This window comes from Litorimonas sp. (assembly GCA_029936425.1).
In the GTDB taxonomy this organism is placed as follows: domain Bacteria; phylum Pseudomonadota; class Alphaproteobacteria; order Caulobacterales; family Maricaulaceae; genus Litorimonas.
In genome coordinates, this window is the sequence record JAPYSU010000002.1 from 231975 (window position 1) to 250212 (window position 18238).

General features: G+C 48.3%; 16 protein-coding genes. 6 read left to right on the forward strand and 10 right to left on the reverse strand.

Features of this window, described 5'->3' with window-relative positions; all coding sequences use genetic code 11:
• Window positions 1–2: 2 nt before the first annotated feature.
• From ACN0IC_RS02905 to ACN0IC_RS02915, 3 genes are read right to left on the reverse strand one after another with little or no spacing between them, the layout of a single operon-like run.
• Window positions 3–539 carry a TRAP transporter small permease gene (locus ACN0IC_RS02905; protein WP_416877257.1) on the reverse strand — a complete coding sequence of 179 codons (537 nt, stop codon included), beginning with the start codon at window positions 537–539 and terminating at the stop codon, window positions 3–5.
• Window positions 536–1546 carry a TRAP transporter substrate-binding protein gene (locus ACN0IC_RS02910; RefSeq protein WP_416877258.1) on the reverse strand — a complete coding sequence of 337 codons (1011 nt, stop codon included), beginning with the start codon at window positions 1544–1546 and terminating at the stop codon, window positions 536–538. Before ACN0IC_RS02910 ends, ACN0IC_RS02905 begins: the two co-directional genes overlap by 4 nt.
• The gene (locus ACN0IC_RS02915; RefSeq protein WP_416877259.1) at window positions 1543–2778 is read right to left on the reverse strand and encodes a glycoside hydrolase family 88/105 protein; all 1236 of its coding nucleotides are present in this window, start codon (window positions 2776–2778) and stop codon (window positions 1543–1545) included. Before ACN0IC_RS02915 ends, ACN0IC_RS02910 begins: the two co-directional genes overlap by 4 nt.
• Before the next feature lie 142 nt (window positions 2779–2920).
• On the opposite strand from ACN0IC_RS02915, the gene ACN0IC_RS02920 reads away from it, so the two are divergent.
• The 4 genes from ACN0IC_RS02920 (at window position 2921) to ACN0IC_RS02935 (ending at window position 9127) form a co-directional block, all read left to right on the forward strand.
• Window positions 2921–3844 (forward strand): DUF4861 family protein, encoded by a 924-nt coding sequence (locus tag ACN0IC_RS02920; RefSeq protein ID WP_416877260.1) that lies wholly within the window; start codon window positions 2921–2923, stop codon window positions 3842–3844.
• 41 nt (window positions 3845–3885) lie between these two features.
• Entirely contained in the window at window positions 3886–4716 is an 831-nt protein-coding gene (kduI, locus tag ACN0IC_RS02925; RefSeq protein ID WP_416877261.1) for a 5-dehydro-4-deoxy-D-glucuronate isomerase, read from the forward strand.
• Between the two features lie 226 nt (window positions 4717–4942).
• Window positions 4943–7771 (forward strand): TonB-dependent receptor, encoded by a 2829-nt coding sequence (locus ACN0IC_RS02930; RefSeq protein ID WP_416877262.1) that lies wholly within the window; start codon window positions 4943–4945, stop codon window positions 7769–7771.
• Between the two features lie 72 nt (window positions 7772–7843).
• Entirely contained in the window at window positions 7844–9127 is a 1284-nt protein-coding gene (locus ACN0IC_RS02935) for an alginate lyase family protein (protein ID WP_416877263.1), read from the forward strand.
• A gap of 187 nt (window positions 9128–9314) precedes the next feature.
• On the opposite strand, the gene ACN0IC_RS02940 is transcribed toward ACN0IC_RS02935, so the two are convergent.
• Window positions 9315–10904: a cisplatin damage response ATP-dependent DNA ligase gene (locus ACN0IC_RS02940; protein ID WP_416877264.1), complete on the reverse strand. Its 1590-nt coding sequence runs from the start codon at window positions 10902–10904 to the stop codon at window positions 9315–9317.
• Window positions 10904–11929 (reverse strand): ligase-associated DNA damage response exonuclease, encoded by a 1026-nt coding sequence (locus ACN0IC_RS02945; RefSeq protein ID WP_416877265.1) that lies wholly within the window; start codon window positions 11927–11929, stop codon window positions 10904–10906. The genes ACN0IC_RS02940 and ACN0IC_RS02945 overlap by 1 nt, the downstream gene beginning before the upstream one ends.
• Window positions 11930–11998: 69 nt before the next feature.
• On the opposite strand from ACN0IC_RS02945, the gene ACN0IC_RS02950 reads away from it, so the two are divergent.
• Both ACN0IC_RS02950 and pdeM read left to right on the forward strand, forming a co-directional pair.
• Complete coding sequence (locus tag ACN0IC_RS02950; protein WP_416877266.1) at window positions 11999–14467, forward strand: ligase-associated DNA damage response DEXH box helicase; 2469 nt, start codon at window positions 11999–12001, stop codon at window positions 14465–14467.
• Window positions 14445–15125: a ligase-associated DNA damage response endonuclease PdeM gene (gene pdeM / locus ACN0IC_RS02955; protein ID WP_416877267.1), complete on the forward strand. Its 681-nt coding sequence runs from the start codon at window positions 14445–14447 to the stop codon at window positions 15123–15125. The genes ACN0IC_RS02950 and pdeM overlap by 23 nt, the downstream gene beginning before the upstream one ends.
• A 74-nt stretch (window positions 15126–15199) precedes the next feature.
• Here the strand turns inward: pdeM and ACN0IC_RS02960 are convergent, their stop codons facing one another.
• The 5 genes from ACN0IC_RS02960 to ACN0IC_RS02980 form a co-directional block, all read right to left on the reverse strand.
• Window positions 15200–15982 (reverse strand): glutaredoxin family protein, encoded by a 783-nt coding sequence (locus ACN0IC_RS02960; protein WP_416877268.1) that lies wholly within the window; start codon window positions 15980–15982, stop codon window positions 15200–15202.
• A gap of 30 nt (window positions 15983–16012) precedes the next feature.
• Complete coding sequence (locus ACN0IC_RS02965) at window positions 16013–16540, reverse strand: DUF305 domain-containing protein (protein ID WP_416877269.1); 528 nt, start codon at window positions 16538–16540, stop codon at window positions 16013–16015.
• A 76-nt stretch (window positions 16541–16616) separates the two neighbouring features.
• Window positions 16617–17462, reverse strand: a complete 846-nt coding sequence (locus ACN0IC_RS02970) for a copper resistance D family protein (protein ID WP_416877270.1) — start codon at window positions 17460–17462, stop codon at window positions 16617–16619.
• Window positions 17463–17465: 3 nt separating this feature from the next.
• Window positions 17466–17828: a copper resistance CopC family protein gene (locus tag ACN0IC_RS02975; RefSeq protein ID WP_416877271.1), complete on the reverse strand. Its 363-nt coding sequence runs from the start codon at window positions 17826–17828 to the stop codon at window positions 17466–17468.
• 7 nt (window positions 17829–17835) lie between these two features.
• Window positions 17836–18108, reverse strand: a complete 273-nt coding sequence (locus ACN0IC_RS02980) for a metal-sensitive transcriptional regulator (RefSeq protein WP_416877272.1) — start codon at window positions 18106–18108, stop codon at window positions 17836–17838.
• Window positions 18109–18238: the final 130 nt, after the last annotated feature.

The window sequence follows — 18238 nt, forward strand, 5'->3', positions numbered from 1 at the left end:
GACTATTTCCCCTCATTTGCAGCAGAAGGGAGCCCGGACGGAATAACTTCACTGGGCTTGTGAATTTCGCCCTTGAAAATAACGTCGCCAATATAGCTGATGGCGTAGATCGACATCAGAACGCCGCTTATGGGAAGGATAGAATAGACATAAGACATTTTTATGCCCAGAGCGGCCGAGGTTTGATTTAATTCATATGTCAAAGACACCAGGCGACCGCCGCCATAAATTAGAATTAAAATTGCAAAAACCAGACAGGATATGAGTGCGAAAAGCTCTGCCGCCAGACGCCTCTTTCCTTCCAGAGGCGTTATCAGAATATCAATTCCAACATGCATCCGATTGCGGAATGTATAAACCGCACCCAACAAACCAAGCCAGATGAGCTGAAAACGGGCAATCTCTTCTGTCAACGAGCTCGGAGCGCGCAAGACATACCGCGAGACAACCTGCCAGGTAACCGTGACAATCATGAAGATGGCAAGTGCAACCAAAAACCAGCGCAAGCCAATATCCAGAATTCTAATAAACCGACTCATGGATTTGCCCTCAGAGCATCTACTTTCTCAATAAGGGGGCCAAGCTCGGTCTTGGCAAAATCGGCTTTGATACCTTTTACCGCCTCGCGAAAAGGGGCTTTGTCAGGATAGATTACCTCGACACCCGCCTCCTTTACTTTTTGCAAAGCTTCTTCGGATGCTTCCGCCCACAATTTCCTCTCGTAAATGACAGATTCGTCCATGGCTTGGCGCAGCCAGCTACGCTCTTGTTCGGACAAGTTATCAAAAACCCGACGAGACATTATCACCAGATCCGGGACCGAAGTATGTTCATCCAAAGTCAGATATTTTGCCGTCTCGTAATGTTTTGAAAGGTAATAGGACGGCAGATTGTTTTCCGCTCCATCGACAATACCTTGTTGAAGAGCGGAATAAAGCTCTCCCCAGGAAATCGGTGTGGCCGCCCCTCCCATCGCTTCTATCATTTGAATCGAAGTCCGGCTGGACATCACCCGAATTTTTTTCGAATCTATACTGGCAGGTGACTCAACCGGAAATTTTGTCGTATAAAAACTCCGGCTCCCCGCATCATAATAGGCAAGCCCCTGAAGTTTTACGTCCCGCAAACTGTTTAAAAGAGTCTCTCCGACATCACCGTTCAGAACGCGCCAAAAATGTTCGCTGTCTTCGAACAGATAGGGAATTGAAAACAATTTCATGGCGGGCGAAAATCCTTCCATGGAAATGGTAGAGACTTTCGTCATGGAGACAGCTCCGATTTGAAGTAGCTCAATTAACTGCCTCTCACTTCCCAGCTGTCCATTTGGATAAATATCCAAGCCCATTTTCCCTGAGGATAACTCGCTGAGCCGCTCTCCCATAAATTCCATGGCAATATGAACGGGATGCGTTTGGTTCAGAGAATGCGCCAATTTGAGACGTTCACCCTCACCGGAAATATTTTTACATCCGGTAAGCCCCAGACCACTTAAGCCCAGTGAAGCCATCAATCCGGCCGTGCAATTCCGTCTGGTTAAAGAAGTCATTGCAACAGTCCCATTTCAGAAAGCGTGAGCATCCCTTCTCCGGCCAGGAGCATAGCCCCCGCACCATAGAACTGTGTTTCGTCGGCAGAGACCTTATCTGGGGCATATCCGACCTGTTGGACCCAGCCAATCATTCCGTCTTCAGTAACGGCACCCTCTAGAGCCATCCAGCCTTTACGGATGGAGGGTAAATATATTTCGTCTTCCAAGACTCCATTTGCCACGCCCCAAGCTAATCCCGCCACAAAGAAGGCGGTCCCGCTGCTTTCTGGAACAGGATAGCTTGAACCTGCCTCAAGGGAAACGGGCCAAAATCCGTCATCGGCCTGAACGGTGATAAGTTTCTCCGCCATATCCCTGTAAAGGTCGAGATATCGGGAGCGGGAAGGATGATCTGCGGGCAGATCATCAAGAATATCCGTAAGGCCGGCGAAAACCCAGCCATTGCCTCGACTCCAGAATATTTTCTCACCCGTCTCTTCGCGGCGCTCAAAAAATCGGCTGTCTCGCAAAAATAAATCGGCTTCTTCGTCAAAAAGATAATCTGTCGTCGCCCAGAACTCTTTATCGGAAAACTCCAGATATTTTGGATCGCCCGTAACTTTACTCAATTTCGTAAAGACTGGCGGTGACATGAAAAGCGCATCTGCCCAGCACCATCTTTTGAGACATTCCTTATAATACCCCTCTTCCGTACCATCAGGCTCGAATTCAAGGGAGACAGTTGATGGGTTTGCGATGATCCGATCCAGAACGTCCTGAGTGGGCTTATACATTTCCGGGTTATCGTAATAATCATAAAGCCGGAGATAATATTGTCCAACCACATGGTCATCCGCGTGGTAATCGCGATCACCGAGTTGATAATTCTGCGCCGCGCCATAATTTTTCAGAAATTCAAGATAAACTTCATTATCGGTTTCCACCGCCCAGTCCGCCAATCCTTTGAGGAAGGCTCCTTGAATCCATCCGCGCTTTTCCAAGCTACGTTCCTGAAAACTCGGAACAAAAGGCTCAAAGCCCGTCATATGTTCTATTTGCCAGTCCGCAACAGCATTGGATGTTTCAATAATAGAGTCTGTTGAGAAAATTTCCGACGTTTGAGGCTCACTGGACGAATCAAAAGGCTCAAGCTCTCTGTTGTTTTCTGGGCTTGCTGTCGAACAGGCGGAAAGCGTAAAGGCCGCAGCTGTGCATAGTAAAAAAGTAGTTGTGACTCCCCGCCAGAACATAAGCTTCCCCAAAATTGTTTTTTAATTGGTCATATATCACTGACACGACAAACTGTATTGGTCAAACAGATTTCATTGCAACATGCAGAAATCTCGGTTAGGTCTGTCACTGGAATATATTCTAACTCGGGAAGACTGGCTCATGATAGCTTTGAAACGACCTTTATTAATGATGTCACTTACAGTTCTTGCCGCTTGCGCGCAAACGCCTGACCCTGAAGAGAAAATTCTTCAAACTGACCGCGTAGCGGCGGATATTGGTGATTTGACCCAAGACGGACAGAGCGTCGCAAAATTGCAAACCCCTCCCGGTTTCAAGCAAGGCGACAAACTGGTGACCTATGAAGGACCTGGCTGGGAGTCAGACAAGGTTGGATTTCGTCTCTATCTGGACAATCGTAACGCTCTGGATATTTTCGGAAAAAAAACAGACGGCCTTATATTAAAAAGTGTCGGACGCGGAGAGGATTACCATGAAATGTCTGATTGGGGGATGGATATTCTCAAGGTCAATAACTCTCTCGGAGCGGGAGGGTTAGGCGTTTATGAAAACGAGACCGTTCGCCAAATCGGTAAAGCCGAGAGCTATTCTGCAGAAATCATTAAAGATTCTCTCACCCAAGCCAGTATTCGCGTAACACACACCCAGTCAGAAGCTTGCGAAAATGATGTCTCGGCCACTTATTCCATTCAGGCAGGTCAACGCCTGTCTCGTATCAATGTCCAAAATAGCTGCGTCTTGCCTTACGCAGCCGGGCTTATAATCCACCCGAACACAAGTTCTATTATCTCAGAAGACACGGGGGCGTGGCGATATAAAGCTCGCTACGGCGTCCAAAGTCTCGTCCCCGATTCTCTCGGTCTTGCGCTATTCTATCGCGCAGAAGATATCACTTTAGCCGGAGCAGATGAGGATGATGACTATATTGTCTTCAAACCCTCTGTCGCGCCGGACTATTTCACAGCCGCCGCCTGGGAACAGGAAAAAGGCGGATTGAAAACAAAACAGGCTTTTACGGAGTGGCTCGAAGAAACTCAGGCAAGACTTAATAAAACTTACCCCTAACTCAAAACGCCGTCTATTTACTGATGGAAATGGAGACCAAAATGGAAATTCGTTATTCAGCTGACATTGTGCGCTATAAAACAATGACCAATAAAGAGCTTCGGGACACATTTGTTGTCAGCACGCTCTGGACTCCGGATGAAGTCCCCTTGGTATATTCCGACATTGATAGGGGCGTGATAGGGTCTGCCGTCCCTGTTTCGAAAACCCTGGAAATCCCGACCCATAAAGATTTAGCGAGCGACTACTTTGCTCAGCGCCGTGAGGTCGGAGTCATTAATATTGGTGGCCACGGCGCCATTGAGGTGGACGGCAAATCCTATGATATGGAGAATCTCGACAGTCTCTACATCGGTCGGGAATCCAAAGGAATAAAGTTTTCAAGTGTGGATGGCAAAAAACCGGCGAAGTTCTATTTTGTCAGTTATCCGGCCCATCTTCGTTATGAGACCCAGCACATCAAAAAGTCTCAAGCCAACCAGATAAAAATGGGCTCTCAGGAAACCAGTAACAAACGGATCATTTTCCAGCCCATTCACCCTTCCATCGTAACAACCTGTCAGATTGTCATGGGCTTTACTATTCTTGAGAGCGGAAACGTGTGGAATACCTTCCCGCCTCATACTCATAAAAGACGCTCAGAATTTTATATGTATTTTGACTTACCAGAAGATCAACGCATTTTCCATTTTATGGGAGAAGCTGACAATATGCGCCCGATGATCATGAAAGCTGGCGAGGTTGCCCTTTCCCCGATCTGGTCCATGCATTGCGGAGCCGGGACCTCGTCCTATACATTTATTTGGTCTATGGGGGGCGAGAATCAGGTTTTTGATGATATGGATCACATCGACCAGACAAAAATTGGATAGTTTGGCCTGACCAATAAGGCGAGGAATCATAATTTTTTCGCCTTATTAAGGACTAATCTGTTGCAAATAAGCGACAGAATTAGAAAATAAGCCTAATTTATGCAAATAATTCACAATTGGTAAGATATATATATTGACATATCTAATTAACTTGGTGACCTTCCACTGAAAAGGTCAGACCAATATACTGCCCTATATAACCAAAATGCTTAACAAGGGGATAAATATGTCAACATTCACTACGCTCAGAAGCTCTTTACTCATAAGTTCAATACTCTCGATTGGCCTCAGCACTCAAGCTTTTGCTCAGGATGAGCCGATTGAGACAGAGCCAGATGAAATCGTTGCCACCGGTGAAATTCAGAGAACCTTTGAACAATCGTTAGAAGTTAAGAAAAACACGACTGCTATTTCCGATGCTCTTATCGGAGGCGAGATTGGTGACCTACCGGATCTATCCATTGCTGAATCTCTGGAACGTATTACAGGCGTGACCTCTGATCGCTTCAAAGGCGGGGCTTCGGAACTCTCAATTCGGGGTCTCGGCGCCTTTCTCGGCTCATCCACAATGAACGGTCGCGAGATCACCACTGGATCTGATGGACGAGACGTGAATTTCGGTCAGTTCCCGTCTGAGCTTGTTAGTGGGGCTCAGGTTTTCAAATCCCAACAAGCCAATTTCATTGAAGGCGGTATCTCCGGCATCATCGAATTGCAGACCCTTCGTCCTTTGGATTACAACAAGAAACGCCTGCAATTGCGTGGACAGTTGGGCTATAGCGAGTATGAGGATCGCGTGGATGACGGTGAGCCCTTCGCCAAACGGCTGACGGGGTCCTATGTTGACCAGTTTGAAACCGGCGCAGGCGATATTGGTATCGCAATTGGCGGGCAAATACGCCGCGATACGGCCGCCGAAGATATCTATACCTCCAGCTCAACTTATAATCCCTGTACAACAATTGAGGGAGAAGAACGGACTGACGGCAACACAAATACCAATAATTGCCGTTACAGAAACGGCAACACGACTGGCGAAATAGCCGGTCCCTCTCCGCTTTATTTCGCGTCCAACCAATATATTTTGCGCGCCATGCAAACCCAGGCGGATCGGGATTCCATCATGGCCAATGTCCAATGGCAACCAAATCCGGCCTGGGATATTAATCTGGACGCGCAATGGTCCAATCGTGACGACCTCGAACTTCGCCACAATCTGGTAATCGCCGATGGTCGTCGGGATATCGTGCCTCTTTCAATATCACCAACAGGTGCTTTGGAGGCCTGGACCGGCGAAACCCGGATCGAGAATCAGTCTGTCTGGCGCAATCGTGTTGAAGAGTATCTCGGATTGGGCGCAAATGTTGAATGGTCCGGCGATCGCCTGACCGTGGCGGCAGATGTCGGTTATTCCAAAACAACCCGGGATCAGGACGAACTGGATATGCGTATCCGCACAAGTGACCGTGTGACATTCATGGCAGATGCCCGGAACGCGACCATACCAAGCTTTACGCTCGATGATGTCTCCGATGTTGAAGAGGATACGGGCCTAACCTTTGATCTGAACAATCACGATATATATGACAATGGGGCTCGCGCCCGCCGCCGGTTGGAAACCAATGATGAGGACGTTCTCGCCTTCCGTCTGGACGCAGATTACGAATTGAGCAGCGGCTTTTTCACCAATCTGAAAACCGGAGTCCGTTTTGCAGACCGGAAACGTATAAATGACGACGGTATAGACACGACTATTTCAGATCTGAACGGCTATGACAGCGCGGAAGTTATTGCAGCCCGCCGCGATAGTTTCCCGGTCGAGGACTTGTTTGAGGGCGCGGAAGCTGGCGCCGGACTGGGAGATAACACCTGGGCAACTTGGAGACCTGAAGAACTCTTTGTCGCATTAACAGGTAGTCGGGATGCAGGCCTGCCTGATGGCTCAACCCTGGATACAAATGACTCTGACGTAGATGAAGTCACCTACGCAATTTACGCGATGGCTGATTTTGCAGGCGAAGCTGTAGGTCTGCCTATCTATGGTAACTTAGGTATTCGAGCGGTTCAGACCGAAATTGATTCACTGGGTGTCAGAAACTCTTTCAATACAGTTATCGACCCTATGACGATGGAAACCATGTTCGTCGCCAATGATGATGCGACGGGCGGCGTAGAATCAAACAGTTTCACCAACATCCTTCCGAGTGCAAATCTGATTTTTGAAGTTCAGGAAGACATGTTGCTAAGATTTGCCGCCTATCGAGCTATTGCTCGTCCGGATGTACGGGATATGTCAGCCGCTCTTGATGTAAATGATGGTGACGAATTCACCGAGTTTGAAGATGCTGTTAGTGCCTCGGGCAATCCCTTCCTGGAGCCACTGGAGTCGACCAACTTCGATATTTCCTATGAGTGGTATAAATCTGATGATACTGCCTTCTCTGCGGCGGTCTATTACAAGACGCTTCAGACCGGACGCGAAAATCAGTTACAGACTATTTCACTTGTCCTTGATGGAACGCCAACGGACGTCTTGATCAGCCGGCCAGTCAATTCAGACGAAGACAGTTCTCTTTTTGGTCTGGAGTTGAGTGTGAATCACAAATTCAACAGCTTGCCAGGCTTCCTGAGCGGTTTTGGCTTCCAAGCTGGGTATAACTACGCCGCTTCAGATTTCAATTTCCCTGATCCGGCTCTGGCACGCGGTATTCCGGTTGCTCCACTTACCGAACCTGCGAATATTCCAGGATATTCAGAGCATACAGGTAATATTACGGGATATTGGGAAAACGACGACATTACCATTCGTGTGGCCTATAAGGGTCGGACACCTTATTTCAAACCTTTCCGGACGAGCCAGAACCGCTTTACGAATTCTCAGGAATTCATTGACTTTTCTGCCTCTTACGATGTGACGGATAATCTCCAGGTTCGGTTTTCTGCCCTGAACCTGACAGATGAGCCAAATCTCTTCTTCCGCCCTACTCGCGACAGCTTGGCTCAAGCTGATTATTCCGGCCGTCGTTTCTTCGCCGGATTACGCGCACGCTTCTAGTCTCTCCCCTAGGGACTAGCCATCGGGCCGGGAGCGACGCGAGTCAAACCCGGCCTTTTTTATGGAGAATTTATGAAACCGCTTATTTTATCTCTCTTTCTAAGTGCTCTGGCAAGCTCGGCTATGGCACAATCTGAAACAACTAAGACAGATCCTGACATTTCGAAGACCTGCTCATCGACATCCTCCGAGACACCGGTTCTTTTCATTTGGGATGCACGTGATTTAGCTTTCACCCGCGAAAAAATCGCCAATGGGAATAAAACTTTGAAGCCCGCTTTTGACGCCCTGATGAAAGAGGCGGACGCGGCTCTCGAAAAGGGTCCTTATTCCGTCATGCACAAAACCAAAACGCCCCCCTCGGGGAACAAGCATGATTATTACAGTATTGGGCCGTATTGGTGGCCCGACCCTAAAAAAAAGGACGGATTGCCGTATAAACGCAAAGACGGCGAAACCAATCCCGAGCGCTATGACGACTCATTTGATAAGGTCCAAATCAGTAATTTCATGGATGATGTAGAAACTCTGTCGCTCGCAGCTTATTTCACCGGCAATAAAGCTTATGCCGAACATGCGGCAAAACTTGTTAAAGCCTGGTTTCTGAATCCCTCCACCCGTATGAATCCCAATTTGAATTTCGCGCAGGCCATTCCTGGAAAAACAGATGGACGCGGAATTGGAATAATCGACAGTTACGGCTTTGTGAAAGTTATCGACTCTATCGGCCTGTTAAATCATGCCGGGACCCTCACCTCGCAGGAAATTGACGCCCTGAAAGAATGGTTTTCAGAATATGCCCTCTGGATGCTTACTAGCGATAATGGAAAAGAAGAACGCGCGGCCACAAATAATCACGGCGTCTATTACGATGCCCAGCTCATGGCCTTTTCGGCCTTTGCCGGTGATATGAAGGCCGTGAAATTCTTTGCCGATGGCATAAAATCATCCCGCATTCCCGGTCAGATAAACAAGAAAGGCCAATTGCCTCTGGAACTCAAGCGAACGCGCCCTTTTCATTATACCGCTTATACATTGAATGCTTTTTTTGACGCTGCAGATGTCGCAGAATGTGTCGGAATAAATATTTGGGATTATGAAACGCCAAAAAGCCAGAGTCTGAAAGACGCGATACTTTATCAGGCTCAATATGCCTATAATTTGCAGGCTTGGCCTTTCAAGGAAATTCGGGATTTAAATCCTCGGGGTCTCTATCATAATCTGTTGCGCGCCGACTATGTCTATGACGAAAACATCATCGACAGCGGCATCGCCTCTCTAGACGGGAAATATGAGTCTGATCCTGCTAATTTGACCTACCCCACTGGTTCAAGACTTCTTCACCCGAACGAATAGAGAAAGTTTGCTAAGAGACCATCAAGGGGAGTTTTGGTGAAATGATTATTGAAAATAAAGTCACCAAACCTCGATTTAGATACTCTTGCATTTTGAAAATCCCCGAAAAATTGGGGATGAATATACTTTCATTGGGTATCTCGGTTTGGACAAATCAATTTATTTGATTTGAAACCACTTGTGACTTTTACGTTCCGACTAATCTCGCAAGGCTTTCAAGTCTGTCGGCTTCTGCTGCGGGTTTGTCCCAGCGAATTCTGTTGATCCGGGGAAAACGCAGGGCGTATCCAGATTTATGGCGCTTGCTTTCTTGCACGGCGTCAAAGGCGACTTCGAACACCAATTCTTTTTCAACCTCCTGAACGGGCCCAAACCGCGCCAGTTTGTGGCTGCGTATCCAATTGTCTATGAGTTTAAGCTCTTCATCCGTGAAGCCAAAATAGGCTTTCCCAACAGGAAGAATCGCGCCGTCATCGTTCCATAACCCAAATGTGTAATCAGAATAAAAGGAAGACCGTTTCCCTGTTCCTCGCCGCGCATACATAAGCACTGCATCAAGCAGAAAGGGATCGCGTTTCCATTTATACCAAGCATGTTTGGGGCGTCCCGAAACATAAGTCGATGAAAGGCTCTTGATCATCAATCCTTCAATTAGGCCGCCCGTGCGAGCCGCTTTCTCCCGAAGGGCGCGCAGGTCCTCTGTGCTGGAAAAGTCCAAGGTTTTCGAAACTTCAAAACGACCTTCTGAGTGCAGTTCGAGCGCACGGATCAGTTTTTTACGGCGTTGCGACAGGGGCAAAGCGCGCAGGGTTTCACCCTCCCATTCAATAATATCATAAGCGATAACATGAGCGGGTAATCTCGACATAAGGTTTTTGGCGGGTTTCTTTTTATTCAGCCGTTTTTGGAGGTCATTAAAGGACCCCACTTCGCCGTCTGGTTTCACGATGAGTTCGCCGTCGATCACCCCTTCGAAATCAACCGCCTCGGCGAGATCAGGAAAGGATCGAGATATATCTTCGCCTTTGCGGGAAAATATTTTTGTCTCTTTCCCATTGCTGGAGATTTGAACGCGAATTCCATCCCATTTCCACTCGGCAATATGGGACTCCGGCTTGATCGCCGCGAGGTCCTTCTCTTCATCAATGGGGTGGGCCAGCATCACCGGCGAAAACGTCACCACATCGCTCATATCGGGAAGCTCGGCTTTACCTTCCAGCCACGCGAAGAGCTCCGTATAAGGAGGCGTTAGTCCGTGCCAGATCGATTCAATAACATCAATGTCGACGCCTTTCATTTTGGCCAAGGTCAATTTTACGGACCGCGCTGACATGCCGATGCGCAAGCCCCGCGTCCCCAATTTTAAAAGCGCCCAGCGCTGCGCCGGCGCCATATTATCCAATAGAGTAATTAGATATTCCCGTATGCCCGCTTTGTCGCGTGATTTGAACTCTTCTATCACCTCATGCAAATCCGGCAGGCGGTTCAGGCGAACAGGCTCGGGCGATTGCGGCCAAGCCAGAGCAACTGTCTCGCTCATTTCGCCGACATAATCACGTGACATATCAAACAAGTACGGATCCATCCGCTCCATCATCAATGTTTTGATAAGATTGCGTTTGAAAAGATCGAAGGACAGGGTTCCGGCGATTGCGGCCAGAGCCCATCCGCGATCCGGGTCAGGCGTCTTGCGCAGATAGTTTGTTAAAATTATCTCTTTCGCCAAATTGGAATTGGTAAAATAGAGATCATCCAATAATTCCGAAAAACGCTCCATTATTCCACGCTCTCATCCCGGCCAATAAGATTCAGGGCCTTGGCGCGAATGCCGCGTTTTTTTAGCTCATACTCCAAGGCCTCAACCCGGCCATGGGTAATCCAGACATCCGGTGCTTTGGTTTCTTCGCAGGTGCGGATGAGATCCCCCCAATCGGCATGGTCGGACACGACGAGCGCCATTTCAGCGCGCTTCTGACGGGCGCGTGCGCGGATTTGCATCCATCCGCTCGCGACCGTCGGAAGCGGATCCGCAAAACGGCGCGACCATCGATCATTGATTTGAGCCGGAGGGCACAGAACAATTTTTCCTTGAAACACATGTTTATCTGCGCGCGGAATATCGCTGACCAAAATCCATTCGCCAAAGTCCTGACCGTAGCTTTCATATAGCTCCGTCAGTCTTTTAAGCGCGCCGTGCAGATAGAACGGCTCTTCATAACCGGCCTGACGCAAGGCTTTCATAACACGCTGGCATTTGCCGAGCGCATAAACGCCAACGATATGGGTGCGATGTGGAAGCGCCCGCATAGAGCGCATCAGTTTTTCAACTTCGACCTCAAGCGGGGGGTGCTGAAATACGGGAAGGGCAAAGGTAGCTTCTGTAATAAAGACATCGCAAGGCACAACCTCAAACGGCGCGCAGGTGGGATCAGGGTGACGTTTATAGTCCCCGGCGGCGACGACCCGCGTGCCATTATATTCAAGCACGGCCTGCGCAGAACCGAGAATATGTCCGGCGCTGGCAAACCATAAGGTGACCCCATTTCCGAGATCGTGTTTCTGGCCGTAGGTGAGCGCTGTCTCCTGCGTCTCCCCTTCAATATAATAACGGGTGTGCATGATTGCGGTTGTCTCGACTGTCGCAAAAATCTCCCCGTGACCTGAGCGCGCATGATCGGCATGACCATGCGTAATAATCGCCCGCTCGACAGCGTCATGCGGGTCAATATAGGCATTTGCGGGGGCGCAATATAGGCCCGCCTCGCGAACCTGCATCCATTGTTCGGCTGAGGCGTTTCCCATATGTAATCTATCTGCTTCCCTGATCTGAATTTATATAGCGCCTAATCTGAATTTATATAGCGAATGAGTATGCAAGACGTTCCCGTAAAATTTGAAAAATGGTTTACAGAACAAAATTGGCATATTCGCGATTATCAACGCGACATGATTGACGCATTTTCCCGGCGCGAAGATACATTATTGATTGCGCCCACGGGCGGCGGGAAAACTCTGGCCGGTTTCCTCCCTAGCCTTATTAACTTGGCCGTCAAAGAAGTTGAGGCAAAACCCAGGCTTCATACACTTTATATTTCCCCGCTAAGGGCGCTTACCAACGACATTCAGCGCAATCTAAACCGACCTGTCGCGGAAATGAATCTGCCAATTAAAATCGGCGTCCGAACCGGTGACACAAAACAATATCAACGGGCGAAACAGCGGAAGTCGCCGCCGGATATATTGCTGACAACGCCGGAAAGCCTCATGCTGCTTTTATCCTATCCGGATGCGGCGGAATATTTTTCAGAATTGAAAACTGTAATTATTGACGAGCTCCATAGCTTCGCCACGAATAAACGCGGTGACTTTACTGCTTTGGCTTTGGCGCGTTTAAAAAGCCTCGCGCCCGACCATATTCGCTTTGGTCTTTCCGCCACGATTGCAGATGCGGACTCAGCGGGAAAATGGTTGGGGCCAACCGGGTCCCCGGCGAAAATCATTGAAGTCACCGGCAGCGCGCCGTCCGTTTTGGAAATCATGACGCCAGAGACGCGCTATCCTCTTGGCGGGCATAATCCGCGCTTTGCCGTCAAAGATATTTACGCGGCCATCCAGACAGCGAAGAGCGCGATAATTTTCGTCAATACCCGCGCGCAAACGGAGCTTTTGTTTCAGGAATTATGGAAAGTAAATACCGGCAATTTGCCGATAGGGTTATATCACGGGTCGCTTTCGCGCGAACGGCGACAGATGACGGAAGCGTCGATTGCTTCCGGACATATCCGCGCCGTGGTGTCGACCTCTGCTTTGGAGATGGGGATTGATTGGGGCGATGTCGATTTAATTTTGCAGGTCGGCGCGCCCAAAGGCGTCAGCCGGCTCTTGCAGCGTATCGGACGGTCAAACCACCGAATGGATGAGCCTTCCAATGCCGTTCTCGTGCCGTGCAATCCGCTCGAAGCTGTCGAATGCGCCGTTGCGATTAACGCGATCCGACTGGGACAACGCGACGGTGAAGACTTTACCGAAGGCGCTATGGACGTCGCGGTGCAATATATTGTGAACCGCGCCTGCGCCGGGAAATTTAAAAAACGGCAAACCCTGAACGAAATCAGGAGCGCCTGGCCCTATCGTAATTTATCCAAATCCGACTTCGATCTTCTTGTGGGTTTTGCTGAGGATGGCGGCTACGCGCTACAGGCATACGACCGTTTTGCGCGTCTGACATCTACATCCCGCGGCTATCAGATTTCGAGCGTTCAACAAGCCCGTCGCCATAGAATGAATATCGGCACAATTGTCGAATACGCAAAATTAAAAGTTCGCCGCTTTCCCAATGTCAAATCCAAAAGAGGGCGCAATATCGGCGAGATCGAAGAGCGCTTTGTCATGGGGCTCACCCCGGGCGACAGATTTATTTTTGCGGGCGAGGTTTTGCGCTATCACGGCGTGCGCGATATGGCGCTCGAAGCCAGTCCGGCCCCTAAACGCCTGCCGCCCAAAGTTCCAGCTTATGCGGGCGGCATGATGCCTCTTTCGACATTTCTTGCCAAGGGCGTTCGCCGCACCTTGTCTGATCCGAAACTGTGGCAGGACCTTCCCGACCAGATCCAAAGCTGGCTGCGCCTACAGTCTGAATTTTCGCAATTGCCGAAATCCAAGGGCGTATTGGTCGAAGGTTTTTTTGACCGCGGCGTCCATGTCATTGTCATTCACAGTTTCGAAGGCCGTAAGGTCAATATGGCATTGGGTTTGCTGATGACCCGCCGTATGGAAACGCGCGGACTGAAACCGCTGACCTATTCCATAACGGATTACGCGCTCACGATCACTTCCATGGAACCAGTTAATGAGGTCGAGAGTCTTATGATCCAAGATATTCTGGATGAAGAATATCAGGCTTGGGTGATAGAAGCGCCCATGGTGAAACGGAGCTTTCGCAAGATCGCGACCATTGCCGGATTAACAGAACAACGTTTGCCCGGCGCCAAACGCACGATGAAACAGGTTACCTTCAGCACCGACCTCATTTACGATGTTCTGCTCAAATATAACCCCGACCATATCTTGCTTCGTATCGCCCGCGAAGAGGCGGAACGCGATTTGCTTGACCTGCACAGACTGCGCGATTGGCTTGCAGACGTCCAAGGCGATGTTAATTACAAGATATTACCCCACGCCTCTCCGCTGGCTATCCCCTCCATGATGCAACTTGGCAAGGAGACAGTTATCGGCGATGCGAAACTCGCCATATTAGAGCAGGCCAGCCATGATAGCCTTGCGAATTCACGTTTAGAGACCGTCAAAAATTATCTAGATGACAAGCAAACAAACCCTTAGAACCCGCGCCGGAGATATTGTCATCGACGCCCGCAAAGTGGCGTTCCTGCCTGAAAGTAAAACCTTGCTCGTGGCGGATATGCATTTCGAGAAAGGGAGCTATCTTCGGCGTTTTGGGCGCTCCATGCTTCCGGCCTTTGACACACATGATACAATTGAAAGATTGTGGGCCGTAGCGCAGGAATATAAGCCGCGCGAAATTATCGCTCTGGGAGATAGTTTTCACGACATTGACGCCTCTGCGCGGCTCTCCCCCAAATCGGCTGAGCGTCTAAACGCATTTAAAGAAGAGATGTGTGAAATCACCTGGATATTGGGCAATCACGACCCTGATATTCCTGACGCCGTCTCGGGCTCGCGCGAGGACCATGTTCAACAAAATAAATTTCTGCTGACCCATCACCCCTATGAGGAACCGAGACAATTTAATATTTGCGGGCATTACCATCCCAAGGCGAAGATTTCCTCCCGCGCCGGTTCCGTCACCGCGCCCTGTTTCGCGATTAGCGAAAGCCGTCTGATTATGCCCTCTTTCGGAACTTACACAGGTGGACTATTTGTCAGTGACCCTGCGTTCGCTAAAGCTATGCCAGATTTAACGAAGGTCGCAATGGTTTATGAAACTCAGCTTTTTTTTGTGGCTGCCGGAGGTTTATAGGAGGTGAGTTTCTTTGATAACTTAAAGCACACACCTTTCTAGTGAAACTTAGATATGTATCCCCTTTTTGAATATTAAATCATGGCTTTCACAATCATCCAAATTCCCATTCCCATCATTGCAAGGTTTTCGGACAGGGAGATGAAACCAAGCGGGACGTTGGCTCCTCCTCCGACGCAAGCACATTTGAGATCACGCTTATCTATATAAACGGCTTTAATGACCGAGACGGCACCAATCGTTCCGATAAAAAGAGCTACTGGCGCAGCAATCAGGCCAAACACGCCGCCCGCCACCATTAAAATAGCGGCAAACGCTTCACCAAAAGGATAAATATAAGCATAACGCACGGCCCGGCGGGCTAGAATATCATAACCCAAAAACATATTGGCAAAGGACTCCAGATCTCGCAATTTCAACATAGCGAGCATGCCCATGGAAAAGGCAATAAACCATTCTAAAGATCGAAGTGTGAAGATATTGCCGAGCGTGGCCCAACTGGCGGCGATAGCGAGAAATGCAGCGACCGCAAACACGACCAAAACTGGTGTGTAAGACTTCTCATCCGGATCTTTTTTCTCATAGCCAAAATAATCGCGCAGGTCATCAAACCCTCCAATGCGCTCCCCGCCAATAAAGGTTTGCGGAGTTGTTTTCACATCGTGCTTTTCCTTGAATTCGTCGGTTTGTTCGCGCGTTTCAAGCCAGTGGTCTTCCACCTCAAACCCTTTGCGCTTGAGCAAATCGACCGTCTTGAGACCGAAGGGGCAAATATGCTTTTCCATCACCATTCGGTAAACGACGGCCTTGCGACCCTCGTGACTTTCTTCAACGACTATTTCTTCAGGAATACTCATTTGTCTCTCCTTTTAAAACGCCCTTATATCTTAAATCTCACCTTCAAACTCAGGTACAGGACGGGCAGTTGCTTCGGTTTGATTCGATGCTTTCCCGTTCTCTTTGATGTCATCGATTAGCCATTCCATTTCTTTAATTTCTCGGCGCTGAGCTTTGATGATGCTGTTGGCCAGTTCACGCACTCGCACATCATCAATTTCAGCCCTTTCGCTCGTCAGGATCGCAATGGAATGATGAGGGATCATGGCTTTCATCCAAGCTTGATCTTGCACCGTCGTTTGACTGCGAACTAGAAATAGAGATGCAGCAAATATCAATGCAGAGCTTCCGAAAATTACCAGATTTACCTTTTTATTCCTATACATGCCCAGCATAAACCCGAGCATAATGATCGCCATCGAGGCTCCCATATAAATCGCCATATAACTACGCGTTTCAGAAAATCGAACATGGCTGAACTCGTAACTATTGAGATACATCAATCCGAACATGACAATCGTAGATGTACCAATCATGGCAAAAAACGTCCCGTAATTGCTTTTGTTTGACTGATTCATGATTACGCCTCTTATAGCTGATTACACAAATTATACCTTACTAGGGTATAATGAGGTTCTCGAAAATAAGTTCCAATTAATGATGGTGACCACCAGGACCTGTTAGAGTGGTTGCGAGTAATATAATAAGAATAACAGCGAGAAATAATATCGCCTCTATTGTCAATGTGCGCCGCAAAGCCGCGCGGCCCTTTTCTGGGACTATTTTCAAAAGTCGCGTCACATGTAGTTTATTTAGAGCGCCCAATCCGAGTAACCCGAGAGCTATTGAAAACTTCGCAAAAAGTAATTGACCGTAAAACGTCGTCCAAATGTCTGAAATCTGCGGGTTAAGACGCCAAAGAAGGTATATTCCAGTGACAAACAGGATCGGAATCATCCAAACGGCTAATCGGCTAAACCGCTCTGTTTTTACCATCACATCAACGTTGGGCAAGGAAGCATGTGGCCAAAGAGAAATAGGGGCAAAAACCCAAAAGCCCGCGATTAAAATATGGGGTATAATCCAGAACGGCAATAAAGGCGCGTCCTCAACAGATTGCGTGTGTCCAGAAAGAGCAAATCCCGCCGAGAGACATAAAACCGATATGGCAATGCCTATATAGCGACTCAATTTATGTTTTATCCAGGCCGAGAAGAGACCTGACAAAGCCCCTATCAGGAAAGCTAAAAATTGCGCGCCATTTGACTGCCAAACCCAATTAAAAGTGTCTGATTTGAAAAAGGCCGACAGCTCGCCTCCAAGCTGTGCATTTGCAAGACCCAGTTTCAGGCTTGCACCAACTATAACGGCTGAAAGAGCAAAATATAGAATTCGCTTTTTGTAATAAATATCCAAGGCAGAATGAATTTGTCCGCCTATAGAAAAAAGGGCTCCGAGATAGAGACTAAATTTGGCGAGAAGCGTAAGAGCTGTAAGCACGGATTAAGGCGACACTCTGAAGTTGACTTTCCCTTTTAAAACATGGCCATCTTTAGAAATAGCTCGCCAAGATAAACTATAGGCCCCTTTCGTCAATCGCGGTAAAGGGACTTTGAAACTCCCCTGCATTGAGGAAGGCTTCTTATACTCAAGTGAAACTTCGTCTCCCTGTTCATTTTTCAACTCCAAAGCAGCCAAGCCAACATCTTGGGCAAATACGAGATCAAATGTTTCCGGAACAGTTTGATAAACTCCACCGTCTTCCAAGCTTGCCGATTCAACCTTCGTATGAGCAAGACTTGATGAGGCCGTCACAAGGCAAATCATGGCAGAAAACATAAATAGGGTTGGTTTAAATTTCATCATGTGGTTCCTAGCGTTTTAATTTATCAAAAAGGTCGACCAATTCCGCCACTTTCTCACGTTGCGCTTCCGGGTTACCGGATTGAATAGCCATATTAACACACCCCTCGGCATGGTCCTTGAGAATCTCACTTTCGGCCCGCGCCATAGCGGATTTAATCGCCTGCATCTGAGTCAGAACATCAATACAATAGCGTTCTTCCTCTAGCATTTTGATAATGCCGCGCACTTGACCTTCTATTCGTTTCAATCGGTTAATCGTTTTTGCAGAGTGGGTTGTCATTTGTTCTTTCAAAAAAAGGGGTTACACAGAATTGTGACTGACAATGCCCTGTAGGGGTATTTGCTTTATTAACCTATCTGCGCTAAGTTACAAGTATGAGAGTCATTTCGACAGTCATATGCATCTTCAC

Bases quoted from the DNA above. Each gene is read 5' to 3' on its own strand.
- ACN0IC_RS02945 (WP_416877265.1), bottom strand. From the start codon at position 11,929: ATGGGAAACGCCTCAGCCGAACAATGGATGCAGGTTCGCGAGGCGGGC.
- pdeM (WP_416877267.1), top strand. From the start codon at position 14,445: ATGACAAGCAAACAAACCCTTAGAACCCGCGCCGGAGATATTGTCATC.
- ACN0IC_RS02935 (WP_416877263.1), top strand. From the start codon at position 7,844: ATGAAACCGCTTATTTTATCTCTCTTTCTAAGTGCTCTGGCAAGCTCG.
- kduI (WP_416877261.1), top strand. From the start codon at position 3,886: ATGGAAATTCGTTATTCAGCTGACATTGTGCGCTATAAAACAATGACC.
- ACN0IC_RS02960 (WP_416877268.1), bottom strand. From the start codon at position 15,982: ATGAGTATTCCTGAAGAAATAGTCGTTGAAGAAAGTCACGAGGGTCGC.
- ACN0IC_RS02910 (WP_416877258.1), bottom strand. From the start codon at position 1,546: ATGACTTCTTTAACCAGACGGAATTGCACGGCCGGATTGATGGCTTCA.
- ACN0IC_RS02915 (WP_416877259.1), bottom strand. From the start codon at position 2,778: ATGTTCTGGCGGGGAGTCACAACTACTTTTTTACTATGCACAGCTGCG.
- ACN0IC_RS02965 (WP_416877269.1), bottom strand. From the start codon at position 16,540: ATGAATCAGTCAAACAAAAGCAATTACGGGACGTTTTTTGCCATGATT.
- ACN0IC_RS02930 (WP_416877262.1), top strand. From the start codon at position 4,943: ATGTCAACATTCACTACGCTCAGAAGCTCTTTACTCATAAGTTCAATA.
- ACN0IC_RS02950 (WP_416877266.1), top strand. From the start codon at position 11,999: ATGCAAGACGTTCCCGTAAAATTTGAAAAATGGTTTACAGAACAAAAT.
- ACN0IC_RS02920 (WP_416877260.1), top strand. From the start codon at position 2,921: ATGATAGCTTTGAAACGACCTTTATTAATGATGTCACTTACAGTTCTT.
- ACN0IC_RS02975 (WP_416877271.1), bottom strand. From the start codon at position 17,828: ATGATGAAATTTAAACCAACCCTATTTATGTTTTCTGCCATGATTTGC.
- ACN0IC_RS02980 (WP_416877272.1), bottom strand. From the start codon at position 18,108: ATGACAACCCACTCTGCAAAAACGATTAACCGATTGAAACGAATAGAA.
- ACN0IC_RS02905 (WP_416877257.1), bottom strand. From the start codon at position 539: ATGAGTCGGTTTATTAGAATTCTGGATATTGGCTTGCGCTGGTTTTTG.
- ACN0IC_RS02940 (WP_416877264.1), bottom strand. From the start codon at position 10,904: ATGGAGCGTTTTTCGGAATTATTGGATGATCTCTATTTTACCAATTCC.